Annotated in this window: 16 protein-coding genes; 2 read left to right on the top strand and 14 right to left on the bottom strand. The window is 42.3% G+C overall.

Annotation, left to right across the window (positions count from 1 at the left end; all coding sequences use genetic code 11):
- Window positions 1-9 precede the first annotated feature (9 nt).
- On the bottom strand, window positions 10-948 hold the full coding sequence (locus tag C6W21_RS01200) for a beta-ketoacyl-ACP synthase III (protein WP_012009552.1): 939 nt from the start codon (window positions 946-948) through the stop codon (window positions 10-12).
- A gap of 169 nt (window positions 949-1117) precedes the next feature.
- Here C6W21_RS01200 and C6W21_RS01195 point away from each other — a divergent pair, with 169 nt between their 5' ends.
- Window positions 1118-1351, top strand: coding sequence for a hypothetical protein (locus C6W21_RS01195; protein WP_106049000.1), 234 nt, complete (start codon window positions 1118-1120; stop codon window positions 1349-1351).
- Between the two features lie 10 nt (window positions 1352-1361).
- Here C6W21_RS01195 and C6W21_RS01190 read toward each other — a convergent pair whose 3' ends face one another.
- The 4 genes from C6W21_RS01190 to C6W21_RS01175 form a co-directional block, all read right to left on the bottom strand.
- A complete protein-coding gene (locus tag C6W21_RS01190; RefSeq protein ID WP_003211983.1) occupies window positions 1362-1559 on the bottom strand; it encodes a ComZ family protein in 198 nt (65 codons plus the stop codon).
- Between the two features lie 10 nt (window positions 1560-1569).
- On the bottom strand, window positions 1570-2532 hold the full coding sequence (locus C6W21_RS01185; RefSeq protein ID WP_106048999.1) for a BMP family ABC transporter substrate-binding protein: 963 nt from the start codon (window positions 2530-2532) through the stop codon (window positions 1570-1572).
- A 90-nt stretch (window positions 2533-2622) separates the two neighbouring features.
- On the bottom strand, window positions 2623-3198 hold the full coding sequence (locus C6W21_RS01180) for a nad binding enzyme (RefSeq protein ID WP_106048998.1): 576 nt from the start codon (window positions 3196-3198) through the stop codon (window positions 2623-2625).
- A gap of 75 nt (window positions 3199-3273) precedes the next feature.
- The gene (locus C6W21_RS01175) at window positions 3274-4014 is read right to left on the bottom strand and encodes an alpha/beta fold hydrolase (protein WP_106048997.1); all 741 of its coding nucleotides are present in this window, start codon (window positions 4012-4014) and stop codon (window positions 3274-3276) included.
- 211 nt (window positions 4015-4225) lie between these two features.
- Between C6W21_RS01175 and C6W21_RS01170 the strand changes: the two genes are divergently transcribed.
- Window positions 4226-4420, top strand: coding sequence for a YjzD family protein (locus C6W21_RS01170; RefSeq protein WP_003211779.1), 195 nt, complete (start codon window positions 4226-4228; stop codon window positions 4418-4420).
- Between the two features lie 117 nt (window positions 4421-4537).
- On the opposite strand, the gene C6W21_RS01165 is transcribed toward C6W21_RS01170, so the two are convergent.
- The 9 genes from C6W21_RS01165 to argC all read right to left on the bottom strand — a co-directional run bounded on the left by C6W21_RS01165 (window position 4538) and on the right by argC (window position 15623).
- Window positions 4538-5803: an MFS transporter gene (locus C6W21_RS01165; protein WP_106048996.1), complete on the bottom strand. Its 1266-nt coding sequence runs from the start codon at window positions 5801-5803 to the stop codon at window positions 4538-4540.
- Between the two features lie 170 nt (window positions 5804-5973).
- A complete protein-coding gene (locus tag C6W21_RS01160; RefSeq protein WP_034663316.1) occupies window positions 5974-6153 on the bottom strand; it encodes a YjzC family protein in 180 nt (59 codons plus the stop codon).
- 101 nt (window positions 6154-6254) lie between these two features.
- A complete protein-coding gene (gene argF / locus C6W21_RS01155; protein ID WP_106048995.1) occupies window positions 6255-7205 on the bottom strand; it encodes an ornithine carbamoyltransferase in 951 nt (316 codons plus the stop codon).
- The gene (carB, locus tag C6W21_RS01150) at window positions 7202-10282 is read right to left on the bottom strand and encodes a carbamoyl-phosphate synthase (glutamine-hydrolyzing) large subunit (protein ID WP_106048994.1); all 3081 of its coding nucleotides are present in this window, start codon (window positions 10280-10282) and stop codon (window positions 7202-7204) included. Before carB ends, argF begins: the two co-directional genes overlap by 4 nt.
- Window positions 10275-11336: a carbamoyl phosphate synthase small subunit gene (locus C6W21_RS01145; protein ID WP_106048993.1), complete on the bottom strand. Its 1062-nt coding sequence runs from the start codon at window positions 11334-11336 to the stop codon at window positions 10275-10277. The genes carB and C6W21_RS01145 overlap by 8 nt, the downstream gene beginning before the upstream one ends.
- Before the next feature lie 69 nt (window positions 11337-11405).
- Window positions 11406-12557 carry an acetylornithine transaminase gene (argD, locus tag C6W21_RS01140; RefSeq protein WP_106048992.1) on the bottom strand — a complete coding sequence of 384 codons (1152 nt, stop codon included), beginning with the start codon at window positions 12555-12557 and terminating at the stop codon, window positions 11406-11408.
- Window positions 12554-13330 carry an acetylglutamate kinase gene (argB, locus tag C6W21_RS01135; RefSeq protein WP_106048991.1) on the bottom strand — a complete coding sequence of 259 codons (777 nt, stop codon included), beginning with the start codon at window positions 13328-13330 and terminating at the stop codon, window positions 12554-12556. Before argB ends, argD begins: the two co-directional genes overlap by 4 nt.
- Window positions 13331-13344: 14 nt before the next feature.
- Window positions 13345-14565: a bifunctional ornithine acetyltransferase/N-acetylglutamate synthase gene (gene argJ / locus C6W21_RS01130; protein ID WP_106048990.1), complete on the bottom strand. Its 1221-nt coding sequence runs from the start codon at window positions 14563-14565 to the stop codon at window positions 13345-13347.
- A 20-nt stretch (window positions 14566-14585) separates the two neighbouring features.
- Window positions 14586-15623 (bottom strand): N-acetyl-gamma-glutamyl-phosphate reductase, encoded by a 1038-nt coding sequence (gene argC / locus C6W21_RS01125; RefSeq protein WP_189318129.1) that lies wholly within the window; start codon window positions 15621-15623, stop codon window positions 14586-14588.
- Window positions 15624-15747 lie beyond the last annotated feature (124 nt).

Raw genomic sequence — 15747 nt, 5'->3', positions numbered from 1 at the left:
CTCACTCTTTTATCGGCCCCATCGCATAGCGATTGCGCCCCACGTTAATCCGCCACCAAAACCTACCATTACAATCACATCGCCGTCATGAATTTTACCGGCTTCGATTTCTTCACATAGTGAAATTGGAATAGATGCTGCTGATGTGTTTCCATATTTATGGACTGTCTTCGACATTTTTTCAACTGGCAGCTCTAGGCGTTCGCGGGCTGCTTCCATAATGCGAATATTTGCTTGATGCGGGATCAAGAAGTCAACGTCTTCTTTTGATAGTCCAGCTTTTTCGATGACGTTTACGCTTGACTCGCCCATTTGTCTTACAGCAAATTTAAATACTTCTCGTCCATTCATGATTGTATGATCTTTTTCATCTAAGTACAAGTGCTTCCCGCCTCTTCCATCGGCTCCAAGCTCAAATGAGAGAATTCCTTTACCTTCGCTGACTTCTCCTAACACAGCAGCACCTGCTCCATCTCCAAACAGAACAGCTGTATTGCGGTCATCCCAGTCGGTAATGCGAGAAAGCTTTTCAACGCCAACGACGAGCACGTGCTTGAAGGTACCTGATTCGATAAATTGTTTTCCAGTAACAAGCCCATACATAAAGCCAGCACACGCAGCGCTAATATCCATTGCACATGCTTTATGTGCACCGAGCTGTTCTTGAATCATACAAGCGACTGTCGGAAATGCTTGATCTGGCGTGACTGTCGCCACAAGAATCATATCGATATCTTCTGCAGCCACATCTGCGTCAGCTAATGCTTTTTTTGCAGCAGCAAGCGCCATATGAGATGTATTGACATCATCAGAAGCAATTCTTCTTTCTTCTATACCTGTTCTAGTACGAATCCATTCGTCAGAAGTTTCAACCATTTTTTCTAAATCAAGATTTGTTAACACTTTTTCAGGTATATAGCGGCCAAGGCCAATAATTCCAGCATTCATTGAATAAGACTCCTTTTACTCATACGAGCATGTGATATTGTGATCTTATATTAGTATCTGGTACTAATTTTACCTTATTTTTTTCTCCTTGGCAATACAAACGTCTAACCTTTCCTCTCACTTTTTTCATAGATTATTGATATACCAATAGTAGAAAGGAGCATGTGATATGGCGCAAAAAGATATTTTTTCGGCTATGATGTTTGGCCAACCGCTTGAAAAGGAGAAAAGCAAGACAGAAGCAAAGGAGGAACGTGAGGAGACAACTTCAAGTGAAGACTCAATTGACTACATGCACGTCATGAATCAAATTGGGAACATTATGAATTCCATCGATGAGCTGAAGCCTGTGTTTAAAGATGTTGGCCCTATGATTAGTGCCTTCAAGAAAAAATTATCATAAAAAAAAGCCACTATTCTGTGGCTTTTTCTGATTCTGCATCTGCTTTTCCAAGCTCATATGCCTCTTGCATGACAGATGTAAACAATGATAAAAGCGGCTGAAGAGCTTCGGGCTCAAGCTGAATACCTGCTTTATCTAATTCTTCTTTTGCCTGCGGAAAATACTTCATGGCAATTTGTAAAAACTCCATCGATTTTTCGTGCTGCATCGTCGTATCCTCACTTTTCATTTGGCAGTTTGCCAGTTTTTTTGTAAGACGCAATATCACTTTCAATATCTTTCACAAAAGCACGGTCAATGGTGGAACTAAATTTCCCCATTTCGATCACTCCTTCTTTAAAGTCAAAGGAGTAGTCACCTTGTTCGTTTAGCTTGCCTTCATTAAATTTCTTCGCAATAATACTGTACGCTTTATCCACATGCTGGACTGTGCTTGTTAAGACGGTATGACTGCCGAGGTTGGATTGATCGGTGACATATCCGATCGCTGATAAGTTATCGGCTTTGATTTGTTCAATGACAGGGATATTATAACCATCACCTGCTGGATATACAACATCCACGCCCTGCTTTTTCAATTTTTGATAGAGCTTCACGGCTTTATCAGCATCATCCCAGTTTTCGACAAACTCTGCAAGCACTTGTACATGTTCATCTTGATATTTTGCACCTTTGATAAAGCCATCTACTTCGCTTTGCCAATCATATGTAGCAAGAATACCAATCTTTTTTGATTTTGACATATGTGCTGCTGTCATACCTCCGAAAAAGCCCATCGCTTCACCTTTAAACGTCACATTCGCGACATTATCCGCCTGAGGCTTGTTTCCATTTACCGTGATGAATTGTGTTTTCGGATAATCTTCACTAATTAAGTTGAAAATTTCGCTGTATTCATTGCCATGGCCAATAATCAAATTGACTCCTTTTTTGTGAAATTCTTCAATGGCATCAACGGTTTTCTCTTTGTCGACCATTCCTTCCTTATAATAAACATCTACACCAAATGCTGATTGAATGTTTAATAAGCCTTTATAACCTTTCGTTCCCCAAACTTGATCATTAATTGTATCGGGGACGAGTAAACCCACCTTCTCAATCTGTCCTTTTAAAGGTGCCTGTGTGCAGGCAGATAATAGGAGAAGGAACGAAAAGATCATGACAAGCCGCTGAAACTTCATGCCATGTTCAACTCCCTTTGCCACATGCAGGCATGAACCTGTATGTTAAATATAGGTTTATTTTATACTGAAAAAAGATAAGATGGAAGATCATTCTTGCTTTTTGTCGAAAAATGTTGAGTTTTGTCTTTTCCATTCTGCCATCATTTCTTCTGCTTGTTTGTCATCCGTTTGTCTTTCTACCTTCAATTCATATGTCATTTCCTGCCGTTGTTCAGTGCCCGATGCCCACTTGAACAAACCCCTTGCCACATCTTCTACAAAAAATGCTTCATCACGCTTAGTTCTTTCTTTATTAAGTGTCCATGGCCCGAACATGCGGGGAAGAATAACAGCCGGCACATTCTGATTGGACGATTCGTCTTCTGGTTTTTCGTAAAGAACCCGGTACATGCCATGCTTCGCTTTCATGTCTTCCGGTCTTTTATCTGGCTCTTCTGATTGAATAAAGATGAGGTCATACGTGTCTTTTCCATCCTGAAGATCAATGACACGGAAGAGATCATTTCTGCCAAGCCACATCATTCGCTCTTCTAATAACATCTCTTGCTCTTCTGTATGATCATGAGGACATGTGATATCCACTTGAATGCCCTCTTTCATCATATATTCACACAGCGCTAGGCCAAAAAATTCATCTGCCCCTATGATCAGTCCTGTTTCCATGTTCATGTCCCCTTTTTTAGCTTATCGAATAAAAAGAAGAGCCCTTTCCATGAAGGGCTGTTATCATCCTATTCATCACAATTCTCTTTCATGCGATTTATAAAACTTGTGAATGGATTGAAAGATTCTTCTCGGATGATCAAACATATGCAAGGTGAGATCGATCTGACAATGCTCTGGATTCCTCATATGCTGATCAATAAAAGGCTTTGCATGCAGTTCATATGCATATGGTGCGCCGTTTAGTCTTTGCCATATGTGAATCGGTACATGAGCAGAATGAACAGGGCAAGCAGGGAGTGGATACGTTTCCGCCTCCTTTTCAGAGCAGCCGTAGCTCTTCGCTAATTCTTTGATCAGCTGTTTATAAAAGAATTTGTGTTCCTTTTCTCTTTCTCGTTGTGCATAGAGATGCAGACATGGATTCACGAGCGCAATGGACCTTAGCACTTCTGGCATCTCTTCCGCAAGGCTCATGGCAACGAGTGCACCCATCCCCTCTGCCAGCACATGAATTTCCCGGTTTAATATTTCTTGTTTTAATGTGTGATGAACGAGCTGCTTTGCACTAAAAACAGCATCTTCGCATCCCCAGTGATTCCCATGAAGATGACTATTAAACAATGTATATCCTTCATCCTTTAAGGCAGTTAAAAGCTGGTTTCTTCCATAGTGCTGAAGCCAGAATGATGTATTTTCCTGCACAAAGTGATTTCGGTCACCGAGGATAAGAATGCCAAAGCCATTTGGTTTTTGAGGAAGGTGAATGACGTTCCACTGGGAACCAAGCTGGAAAAACCGTTCGCTTACACCCATATGGCCAGCCTCCTTTCAGTGATTCTGCTTTCTATGATATGAACAACAACTCTTGTAGGAATAAGGAAATCCCCTAATGACAGAAGAATTCTTTTTATTTTTATAGCAGAAGGTCTAAAAATGGTCACATAAAGGCTAAAACAGTCTTTTCCCCTCACTCGTATCTATGGTATGATAATCAATAGATTGTTACATAAAGGACGGTGGGATTATGCATTATATTATCACCCTCATTTGGACTTTTCTGCTGACACATATGGCTGGTTACATCGTTGCCTCGATGAATGGCGCTGCTTATGACTTTACTTTGACTTCTATTCTTGCAGTGGTGTTTACGGTTATTTTATTCATCTTTGCTGAAGTAAGTCCAATGAAAGAAACGGAAAGTTCAACAAAACACTCTTAATACGTAAGACATGAATGTGAGAAAGAGCTAAAATGATCTTGATTTTAGCTCTTCTTCTTTTTGATTGAAAAGCGGTACGCTAAAACCCCCTGCAGCCACAGGGGGTTTTTTGATCGGTTACACCTCGACGGTTTTGGACTTCTGTTTGTCTGCTGTCAAATGGCTTTTCGCAAGCCCTGTAAACAGGAAGATCGCGATACCTGATAAAATTTCAAGGACCCCGCCGCCAGCAATGACAGGTCCCGCTCCAAATCTTTCTGCCAGGACGCCTGATACGACAGCTGCAAACGGGAGAAAAACATTTGATGAAGCATTGATCACGGCGTATACTTGCGGCTGATCATCTTGGTCGACAGACGTTTGAATAATGACCATTTCCGGTACATTGATCGCACTAACGGCGGCACCGAATATAAAGGAAGCAAGTAGAACGACTGGTAGCCAGGTACTCATTCCTGTGATAAAGAATGCAGCCCCTTCAATCATACCAGCGACAATAAAGAACAAACCAAATCTCTTAATTTTCACTTTCGCTAGAGCAAAGCCCATCATAAACGCGCCGACTGCGGCAACACCTCTTAAAATGGAATACACCATGGAATCGCTTTGCAGTGCTTCTGCTACGTATACAGCAGATAGTGCCTGCCACGGAGCTGCGGCGACATTCATTAAAATACAATACAGCGTCAGTGCAAATAAAATGTGATGATTTTTGACGACGAGAAAACCTCTTTTTAAGTTATACAAATATGTATTTTTTGCTTGTTTAATGCCTGCTGCTTTTTCTTCATCGGTTTTCTTTAGTTTGACGCCGATAATAAACAGGCCGGATATGATGAATAAGGCAGTGGTGATGAGCAGGGTATCTGCAGGTCCGATTAATTTGACCAAGAGACCTGCCACCATAACTGCTGCAAGTGCGACAATCTCAAAAGAAGATTGCAGGATTGCATTTGCTTTTTGAATCAGATGCTTCGGAACAATCTGCGGTAAAATCGCCACAGAAGCTGGATTATATGCTGCACCTGTTGCCGATTGAATAACCATTAATGAGATCAATAACCATAAAGGTAATAGATGCGAAAAATGCAGAAGCGGAATAATGAGTACAATTGTTGCTCGAACGACGTCTGAAGCGAACATCCATTTAGACAAATGGTGCTTTTTCATAAGAGGTCCTAGTATTGGGGCTAGCAAAGATGAAGGAAGAACAGTTACTGCTAGGAGAAGTCCTGTACCGAGTGCTCCATCCCCTCTCAAAATCAATAACCAAAGGACGGATGTAAAAGCAAAACTTTCTCCTGTGTTTTTTATGAGTCTTGATATGAATAATGAGGTGAAGCGTTTATTCCAAACACTTTCACTGAGATTCATCTTTTCCATCACACAAATCCTTTCAACAAGTTAATCTCAATTACATATTTTACCTTAAGCTCTCTCTTTTTCATACTATTTATTTGAAAATTTGAACTTAATTGTTTTTTATTATAAAGAAAAAAGAGGCATGACACATGCCTCTAAAGACTTATTCCTACTGACTCTTAGTCAATTGCTTACGGCTTTCTCTGGTAGGTCCAAACACGATTATGGTTCGAGTTATCCGGAAAGACGTCGCCTGCTTGAAGCTTAATCTTTAAAGGATCTTTCACCATACTGCCCGTTTCACCGATCTCGATATACACACCATTATTTGGCGCTTTATTCCCGGATTTAAACTGATGCTTCTGACCCATTTCCATCCTCCTTTCTCGATGATGTTATTATGTCCCGTCATTTGCCTCTCCAATCCTTTATGCAAAAAGTCCCTGCTCCTACGAGTCAGGGACACTTTTCATTATTTGGTTTGTTGATACATGAGCTCTTTGATTAACGCTTTTTGTACATGCAGGCGGTTTTCTGCCTGCTGAAATACTTTTGAGTGCGGCCCGTCAATAATGTCTGCTGTCACTTCTTCTCCGCGGTGTGCCGGGAGACAATGAAGGAAAATATAATCTTTTGCTGCATGACGCATTAGTTCGTCATTGACTTGATATTCTTTAAATTCAGCAAGGCGTTTCTCTGTTTCTGCTTCCTGCCCCATGCTTGTAAACACATCGGAATAAATGACATCTGCATCTTGAACAGCAGCGATTGGGTCTGTCGTAACGATGACTTCTGCGCCTGATTGTTTTGCAAACTCACGTGCCGTGTCTGTTACTTCTTGAAGTGGTTCATAGCCTTTTGGTGATGCAACGACAATGTCACAGCCTAGCTGCGCACAGCCGACCATCAAGGAATGAGCCACGTTATTTCCGTCACCGATGTACGCCACTTTCACACCTTTTAGTGTGCCTTTTGCTTCTTTAATTGTCAATAAATCAGCAAGTGCCTGACATGGATGGGAGTAGTCAGTCAGTCCATTGATGACAGGAATGGACGCGTATTGCGCCAGCTCCTCGACCTTCTCATGTTCAAAGGTCCGAATCATAATGCCATCTACATAGCCAGACAGCACCTGCGCTGTATCACTGATCGTTTCTCCTCTGCCAATTTGCAAATCATTTGAGCTGAGGAAGAGCGCATGCCCTCCAAGCTGCGTCATTCCCGCTTCAAACGATACACGGGTTCTAGTTGACGATTTTTCAAAGATCATCGCTAACGTTTTCCCTTTGAATAAATCTTGATAGGGATTTTGTTTCATTTCTTCTGCTTTTTCAATTAAATAAGCAATGTCATTGATTGAGAAATCTTTTAACGATAAAAAGTCTTTTCCGTATAATGCCGGTTGCACGTCGACTTGACTCATGCCGTCACTTCCTTTTTGTATAATTCTTGGAGTGATACTGGTGATACATCTCCATTTTTCCCTTGCAGGAATGCTTGAACTGTTTCATATTCGGTTAGGACTTGGACGCCATGTGTGAGTGCTTTTATACGCTGCTCTTTCGCCTCTTCATCTTCCCCTAAATGGATATGAAGGGATTTATCTTCGTTTTGCAGCCAAGTTTCAAAGCTGTCCGTCCAGACGTCAAAGCCTGCTTGTTTCGCTTCATCTACCAATTGGTCACTGCCTTTTATAAAGAGGCTGCCTTTCTGATGCCAGATCGTTGCAAACACTTTTTTCAAGGCACTTTCAGCGTTCTTGCCTACACACATTCCTTCTCCTGTCGCTTTCATTTCAGGTGTCAGCTTTAAGTCAATATCTTGAATGGCATGTGATGAGAAGACTGGGAATTTGACCGCTGTTCCCCCTTTGTTTTTCGTTGCAGGGTTCAGTTCTTCAAGCGTCGCACCCGCTAATAATTGAGTCGCAAGCGGAATCATGTCAATGCCCATTACTTTACTGACGACTGGAACGGTCCGGCTTGCCCGCGGATTTACCTCTAGTACAAGCGCCTGATCCCCTTTGATCACAAATTGAATATTCATAATGCCCTTAAACGCTAATTTCTTCGCTATTTGTTCGGACGCAGCATGCACCTGCTGTTTGATGTCCTCGCTGATGGAGACACTTGGTAAAATGGCAAAGCTGTCACCTGAGTGGACGCCCGCTTTCTCAATATGCTCCACAATCGTTGGAATGAAGGTCGTTTTTCCGTCAGAAATCAGATCCACTTCAACTTCCTTTCCAGTAACATACTCATCAATTAAAATTGGGTACGGCAAATGATCTGGCTGATCAAGCAGGGATGTCAAATGTGCTTCTGACTGGACAACGATCATTCCCATTCCGCCAATGACATACGATGGACGAATTAACACAGGGTAACCAATGCTTCTTGCATGAGCGAGTGCTTCTTCTTTTGAGTCAGCCGTATTTCCTTTTGCATGAGGAAGATTCAGTTCATCAAGAAGCTGATAGAACAAATCACGATCTTCCAGCGCATCTAGCGTGTCAAAGGATGTACCTAACAACGTGACGCCCGCTTTTTCTAAGCCTTCTGCTACATTGATGGCAGTCTGTCCGCCAAATTGGACGATGACGAAATCAATTTGTTCTGCTTCGACAACGTTTAAGATGTGCTCTAATGTAATGGGTTCAAAATATAAACGATCTGCGATCTCATAATCCGTACTGACCGTTTCTGGATTGTTGTTCATCATGATGGTTTCAAAGCCAAGCTTTTGCAGGGTAAGAACACCATGCACTGCACTATAATCAAACTCGACTCCCTGCCCAATTCGAATCGGACCAGAGCCAATGATGAGTGCACGCTGCTTTGTTTTCTCCTGATGCTCTCCATCACTTTTGCCAAAGTATGTGGAATAGAAGTAGTTCGTTTTTGCATCAAATTCCGCCGCACATGTGTCGACAATTTTAAATGAAGCCGTAATACCATATTCTTGACGAAGCTGTCTAATGGCCTCTTCACTGCGGCCTGTCAGAAGAGCAATCGTTTCATCAAGGAAGCCCTTTTCCTTTACCTTTTTCAAGGTGTCTTTTGAGAGCGTTCCCTCATGGTTCTTCAATTCCTGTTCGAGTGTGATCATATTCTTGAACACATGTAAGAAGAATAGATCGATTTTCGTCGCTTGATGAATCGTTTCGACCGTTTCTTGTCTTGAAAGAAGCTCCATGACAGCGAAGAAACGTCGATCGTCTGGTGTTTTGATCAGTTCAAATAGTTGTTCAGTCGATTGGCCTTTCAATTCTGGCAGGTGGAAGCCCTTTGTTTTGATTTCAAGGGATGCGACAGCTTTTTGAATGGCCGACTCTAAATTACGGTCAATCGCCATGACTTCACCAGTTGCCTTCATTTTTGTGCCTAATTGACGATCCGCCTGTTTGAATTTATCAAACGGCCAGCGCGGGAATTTCACGACGACATAATCGAGTGCCGGCTCAAAACTAGCATAAGTTGTGCCTGTGAGCGGGTTTTTCAATTCGTCTAGTGTATAGCCTACCGCAAGCTTTGCTGCCATTTTAGCAATCGGATAGCCCGTTGCTTTTGAGGCAAGAGCGGATGAACGGCTAACCCGCGGATTCACCTCAATGACAAAGTATTCTTTACTGAGTGGATCAAGGGCGAATTGGATGTTGCATCCACCGACTACATCCAGTGCTGAAATGATTTTCAGGCTCGCTGAACGAAGCATTTGATAATCCTGATCCGTTAATGTTTGCGAAGGTGCAACGACAATCGAGTCTCCTGTATGCACACCAACTGGATCGATATTTTCCATATTACAAACCGTAATACACGTATTTTGACGGTCTCTCATGACCTCATATTCGACTTCTTTAAAGCCAGCAATGCTTTTTTCAACTAAACACTGATGAATCGGGCTCGCTAAAAGGGCTCCTTCAATAAGCGGTTTAAATGCTTCTTCTGTTAAAGCAATTCCGCCGCCCTTTCCGCCAAGTGTGTATGCTGGTCTTAGGATGACTGGGAAGCCTACTTCTTTTGCAAATTGAAGGGCATCCTTTGCATTATCCACAATTTCACTATCTGGCACAGGTTCGTTCAACTGCTTCATGAGAGCACGGAATTTCTCTCGATCTTCACCGTTTTCAATTGTTTCAACTGACGTTCCGAGCAGGGTTACCCCGTGTTTTTTCAGCACACCGGCTTTTTCTAGCTCGACAGCAAGGTTTAAAGCGGTCTGTCCGCCAAGATTGGCTAAAAGACCATCTGGTTTTTCCTTTTCGATGATTCTTGTCACTGAATCAACTGAAAGCGGTTCAAAATAGATTTCATCAGCAAATGATTCGTCTGTCATAATGGTTGCTGGGTTGTTATTCACTAATATGACTTTGTAGCCCTCTTCTTTTAGAGCCATACATCCTTGTGTTCCTGAGTAATCAAATTCTGCTGCCTGACCAATAATGATTGGACCAGACCCGATGACTAGAATGGTTTGTATGCTTTGATCTTTAGGCATGTGCAACTTCTCTCCTTGCTTGTTTCACTTTCTCAATAAAATCATCGAATACCCATTCACTTTCAGCAGGACCTGGGTGTGCTTCTGGATGAAATTGAACTGACATAATCAGCTTCTCTTTATGAATGAATCCTTCGACAGATCCATCATTTACGTGAAGAAATTTCACATCCACTTCTTTGTCATTCATGCTTTTTTCATTCACCACATAGCTATGATTCTGACTGGTCATGAAAACACGTTTGGATTCTGTATCTTGTACAGGGTGATTCGCCCCGCGGTGGCCAAATGGAAGCTTATACGTATCCCCGCCAAGTGCTAGAGCGATTAATTGATGACCTAAGCAGATCCCAAGTGTCGGGAAGGTCATCATGATGTCATGTATGGTTTTTAAATATGGCTTCATTGTTTTTGGATCACCTGGTCCATTTGACAGCAGAATCGCATCTGGCTTGATCTCAAACACCTTTTCCAGTTGTTTGTACGGAATGACGGTTACTTTACAGCCGCGCGCTTCAAGCGAATCTGCAATTGATTTTTTAAAGCCAAAATCAATGAGCGCTATATGTTCCTCGCCGCTGCCTTGTGTGTAGATCTCGTCATCTGTCACCTGTGCGACCACATTGTCTTGTTTCATGGCAGGCGGTGTTTCGTTTTCGTCTACACTGATCACAGCGTTCATCGTCCCATTTGCCCGGATGTTTTGTACGACTGCACGCGTATCGGTATGTGTCAGAAGCGGAATGTTCCACTTCTGTAAATAATCTTTTAAGCTAACCGCTGCAAGATGGTGAGAGAAATGATCAGCTGCTTCATATACAACGACAGCTTTCACTTGTGGTTTTTTGCTCTCAAAGTCTTCATGATTAATACCGTAATTTCCGATGAGTGGATATGTGAAAACAATGATTTGTCCCTTATAGGAAGGATCTGTGAGCACCTCTTGGTAACCCGTCATCCCTGTAAAGAAAACCACTTCACCTGTCATGCCAGCTTCTCCTGTCAGATCTCCTTCAAAAGAGGCTCCATCTTCTAAATTTAAATAACCTTTCATGCTTGTGTCACCCCAAATTGAATAATTAGTAATACAAATGCATTTTTATGCGTTTTGGTGTAAAAAAATTTATACCGGCACTGTTTCATTTGCTAAAACTTGAGTAATCGCTTCTATTGCTTGATCTACTTCTGCCTTTTCCACATTCAGCGGAGGTAATAACCGAATCACATTCGGACCAGCTGGAAGTACTAGCAACCCTTGTTCTCTAAGAGCTGTGATATAATCACCGACTGGCTGATGACATTCAATCCCTGCCATCAATCCTTTTCCGCGTACTTCTTTTACGATATTCAGTTGTTTCAGATCTTGCAGCTTTTCTAACAGATAAGCGCCTTTTTCTTTGACTTCTGTAAGAAACGCCTCTTTGAAAATGACATCGAGTGTTGCATTCACTGCGGCCATTGCAAGCATGTTGCCACCAAAGGTTGTTCCGTGTGAACCTGGTGAGAATGCATCTCCTAAAGCCTTTTTCCCGATGACTGCACCGACTGGAAAGCCATTTCCTAAGCCTTTAGCAGAAGAGATAATATCAGGATCAAGTCCAGTCTGCTCGTATGCAAATGCTGTCCCTGTACGTCCAATACCCGTTTGAATTTCGTCTACGATCAGCAGTGCTTCATGTTTTTTGCAAAACGCTTGAACGGCTTCTAGAAATTCTGCTGTCGCTGGATTTACCCCACCTTCTCCTTGCACAACCTCGAGCATCACCGCTGCCACATCATCGACTTCACACGCCGCAATAGCGTCTGGGTCATTAAACGGTACATAATGAAAGCCTTCCAGCATAGGGCCAAAGCCAGTTTTGATTTTATCTTGACCTGTAGCAGCCATACCAGCATACGTACGCCCATGAAATGAGTGCAAAAATGTCACGATATTTGTTTTCCCTGTTGATTTACGCGCTAATTTGATCGCACCTTCATTTGCCTCAGCTCCGCTATTGCAGAAAAACACGAGGTCCCCTGAACTGTTTGCCGCCAGCTTTTCTGCTGCTTTTTCTTGCAGTCCATTTTCAAATAGATTCGATACATGCCAGACGTGATCAAGCTGCTTCTTGATGGCTTGATTGACCTTTGGGTGATTGTGGCCTAGATTTGTGACCGCAATGCCTTGTATAAAGTCTAAGTATTTTTTTCCATTTGTATCGACTGCCCAAGAACCTGCTGCCTCTTTAATTTCAACATTCCACCGTCCATATGTTTGAAAGAGATGACTCACAGGACCGCCTCCTTTTGTTTCACAATTCTTGTTCCTTTAAAGGTTTCCCCTGTAAAGATACTGCCTTTGCCATTCACGATCATGACTTCATCCACATCTCCTGATAAAGCACTCAAAGCGGATTGTACTTTTGGAATCATTCCCCCGGAAATAATACCTTCATCAATGAGTGAAAGAGCTTCTTGCTCGGTGACGACATCTAAAAGCTCACCATTTTTTAAGATGCCTTCCACATCTGTGACAAACATGAGCTTATCGGCTTTCATCGCTCCTGCGACAGCTGATGCTGCTAAATCAGCATTGACGTTTAACGTTTGGCACTCTTCTGTCATAGACAGCGGTGCAATAACAGGAATAAACTGTGCTTCCATTAATGCTTCTGCCATCTCTGGATGGACTTCTTTGATTTCGCCAACGTACCCGTACACGTCTTGATCGAGGAAATCGGCGACAAGCATCTGCCCATCTTTCCCAGATACGCCGACAGATGAAATATCATGCTTTGCGAGCTCTGACACAAAGTATTTATTGACCGTTCCCGAAAGGACCATTTCAGCTACCTCTAATACTGGCTTCGTTGTTTTGCGCTGCCCATCAACAAATTCTGTTTTCACTTCTAATTTTTGCAGCATGCTGGTGATTTCAGGACCTCCGCCATGGACGATAGCTAGCTTAAATCCAGCAGCTTGAAGTGAGCGGACATTTTCATAAAAAGTATCTGAAAGTTCTCGAATGACACTGCCTCCACACTTGAACACGATCGTTTTATCCATGTCTATCTCCTTCATTATGTGCGATAGCTCGCGTTAATTTTCACATAATCATAGGTAAGGTCACAGCCCCATGCTGCTGCTTCACCATCTCCCTCATTCATTTGAATCAAAATCGTGATCTCATCCTGCTCTAGATACGCTTTTGCTTCCTCTTCTGAGAATGGCTGCGGTTCATTATGTTTAAACAGACATTGTCCGCCTAAATACACTTCTACCTCTTCCGGTGTGACGGAAGCTGCACTATGACCAATGGCTCCAATGATACGCCCCCAGTTGGCGTCGGTGCCATATACGGCTGTTTTCACTAGACTTGAACCAACGATTTTCTTCGCTATGATACCGGCTTCTAAATTATTTTTAGCGCCTGCAACTTGCGCTTCAATTAATTTCGTTGCACCTTCTCCATCTCTTGCAATCTCTTTGGCAAGATCCTCACAAGCTAGCTTTAATCCTTCTTTAAACAATGGCCATTCTGGATGCTCTTCATTTAGCACTTCATTTTCTGCCATGCCATTTGCCATCACGAGTACCATATCGTTTGTCGATGTTTCCCCGTCGACGGTAATTTGATTAAAGGTCACATCGGTAATGTCACGAAGTGCGTTTTGCAGTGCTTCCTGCTCGACATTTGCATCCGTTGTCACGAAGCCAAGCATCGTTGCCATGTTCGGATGAATCATGCCAGAACCCTTTGCTGCACCTGAAATTAGAATCTCTTTGCCGTCTATCGTCAGGGTGTATGTTGTATTTTTAATGACTGTATCTGTCGTTAAGATCGCCTCTTCAAAATGACCATTTCCTGCTTTTGCTTCTTTCAGCTGAGTGATGCCTTTTTTGATTTTATCCATATCGAGACACTCTCCAATGACACCAGTAGAAGAGACAGCAATGTAATCAGATTCTACCCCTAACATATCTGCGCAGGCTGCCTGCATTTCGAATGCGTCCTTCAAACCTTGTTCACCGGTACATGCATTGGCGATGGCACTATTGACAATGACACCTTTTAATTGTCCTGTCTTTTTTAAGCTTTTCTGAGTGACTTGTAGAGGCGCAGCTTGAAAGTGACTTTGTGTATATACCGCTGCACTCGCTGCCGGCACCTCACTGATAATGAGTCCAAGGTCTTTTTTTGAATAGCGTAATCCAATATGAATCCCCTTCGCTTCAAAGCCTTTTGGTGATGATACGTCACCGTCTATTTTAACAATGCTTTTTTCATTCAATTCGATCATGTTTGTTGTCTCCCCTGTTCTTATGGATAGAGAGGTGTCATTGTGAGGCCCGCCTCTTCATCTAAGCCTTTGATGATGTTGAAGTTTTGAACCGCTTGGCCGGCTGCGCCTTTCATGAGATTGTCGATCACAGACACAATCGTGAGTCTGCCTGTACGTTCATCTAAATGAAAGCCAATGTCACAGAAATTACTGCCGTATACTTCTCTTGTTTGCGGATACACCCCGTGATCTCTCACTCTGACAAAATAGGAATCTTCATAAAAGCCCTTCATCTGCTTCATCAATTCCTCTTTTGTGATGTCTGATTTCAGCTGTGTATACATCGTCGCCATAATCCCCCTTGTCATCGGGACAAGGTGCGTTGAAAATGTGATGTTCGCCGTTTGCGGATTCCATTCTCTTAATATTTGCTCTATTTCAGGTGTATGTTGATGTTCATTTACCTTATAAATTTTAAAATTGTCGTTTAGCTCTGAAAAATGCGTTCCAAGTGAGGCAGATCGTCCTGCACCGGACACTCCTGTTTTTGCATCTATTATGATCATAGATTCATCGATTAGATTCTGTTTCATCAGCGGTGCTAAACCGAGAAGAACTGCGGTAGGAAAGCACCCTGGGTTTGCAATGACTTCAGCCTGCTCAATTGTTTCACGATTCAATTCAGATAATCCGTACACAGCTTGTTGAACAGATGCTTGATCAGCTGCCCTTCGTTTATACCAAGCTTCATAGGTTGCTCCGTCTTGAATGCGTAAATCACCTGATAAATCAATAATGGGCACTCCTTGATTCATGAGCTTCGGCGAAAGTTCACTTGATACGCCTGCTGGTGTCGCTAAAAACACAGCATCTGTTTCTCGCACAATGGAAGCTGGATCAATGGCTTTTAATGTTTGATCAGTAATAGTTGTCAGATGCGGATAAGATTGACTGTATAATTGCCCATCACCACTTGATGAATACAATATACATTCCTCCACATGTGGATGATGCTTGAAGATACGAACCAATTCCGCACCCCCGTACCCTGTAGCACCTATAATACCTATTTTCAACGTCAATACACCCTCTTGATCTTTGTGAAATTATTTAACATTATAACATGTATAAAAATTAATTCAATTGTATATTTAATATTTCTTTTCATTTTTTTTCAACAAAAAATCCGCATATCTTCAT

Origin of the sequence: Bacillus sp. NMCN1, assembly GCF_002998085.1 — a bacterium.
Lineage (GTDB): Bacteria > Bacillota > Bacilli > Bacillales > Bacillaceae > Bacillus.
The sequence above is the reverse complement of the archived record's forward strand: the minus strand, read 5'-3'. Positions and strand labels throughout refer to the sequence as shown.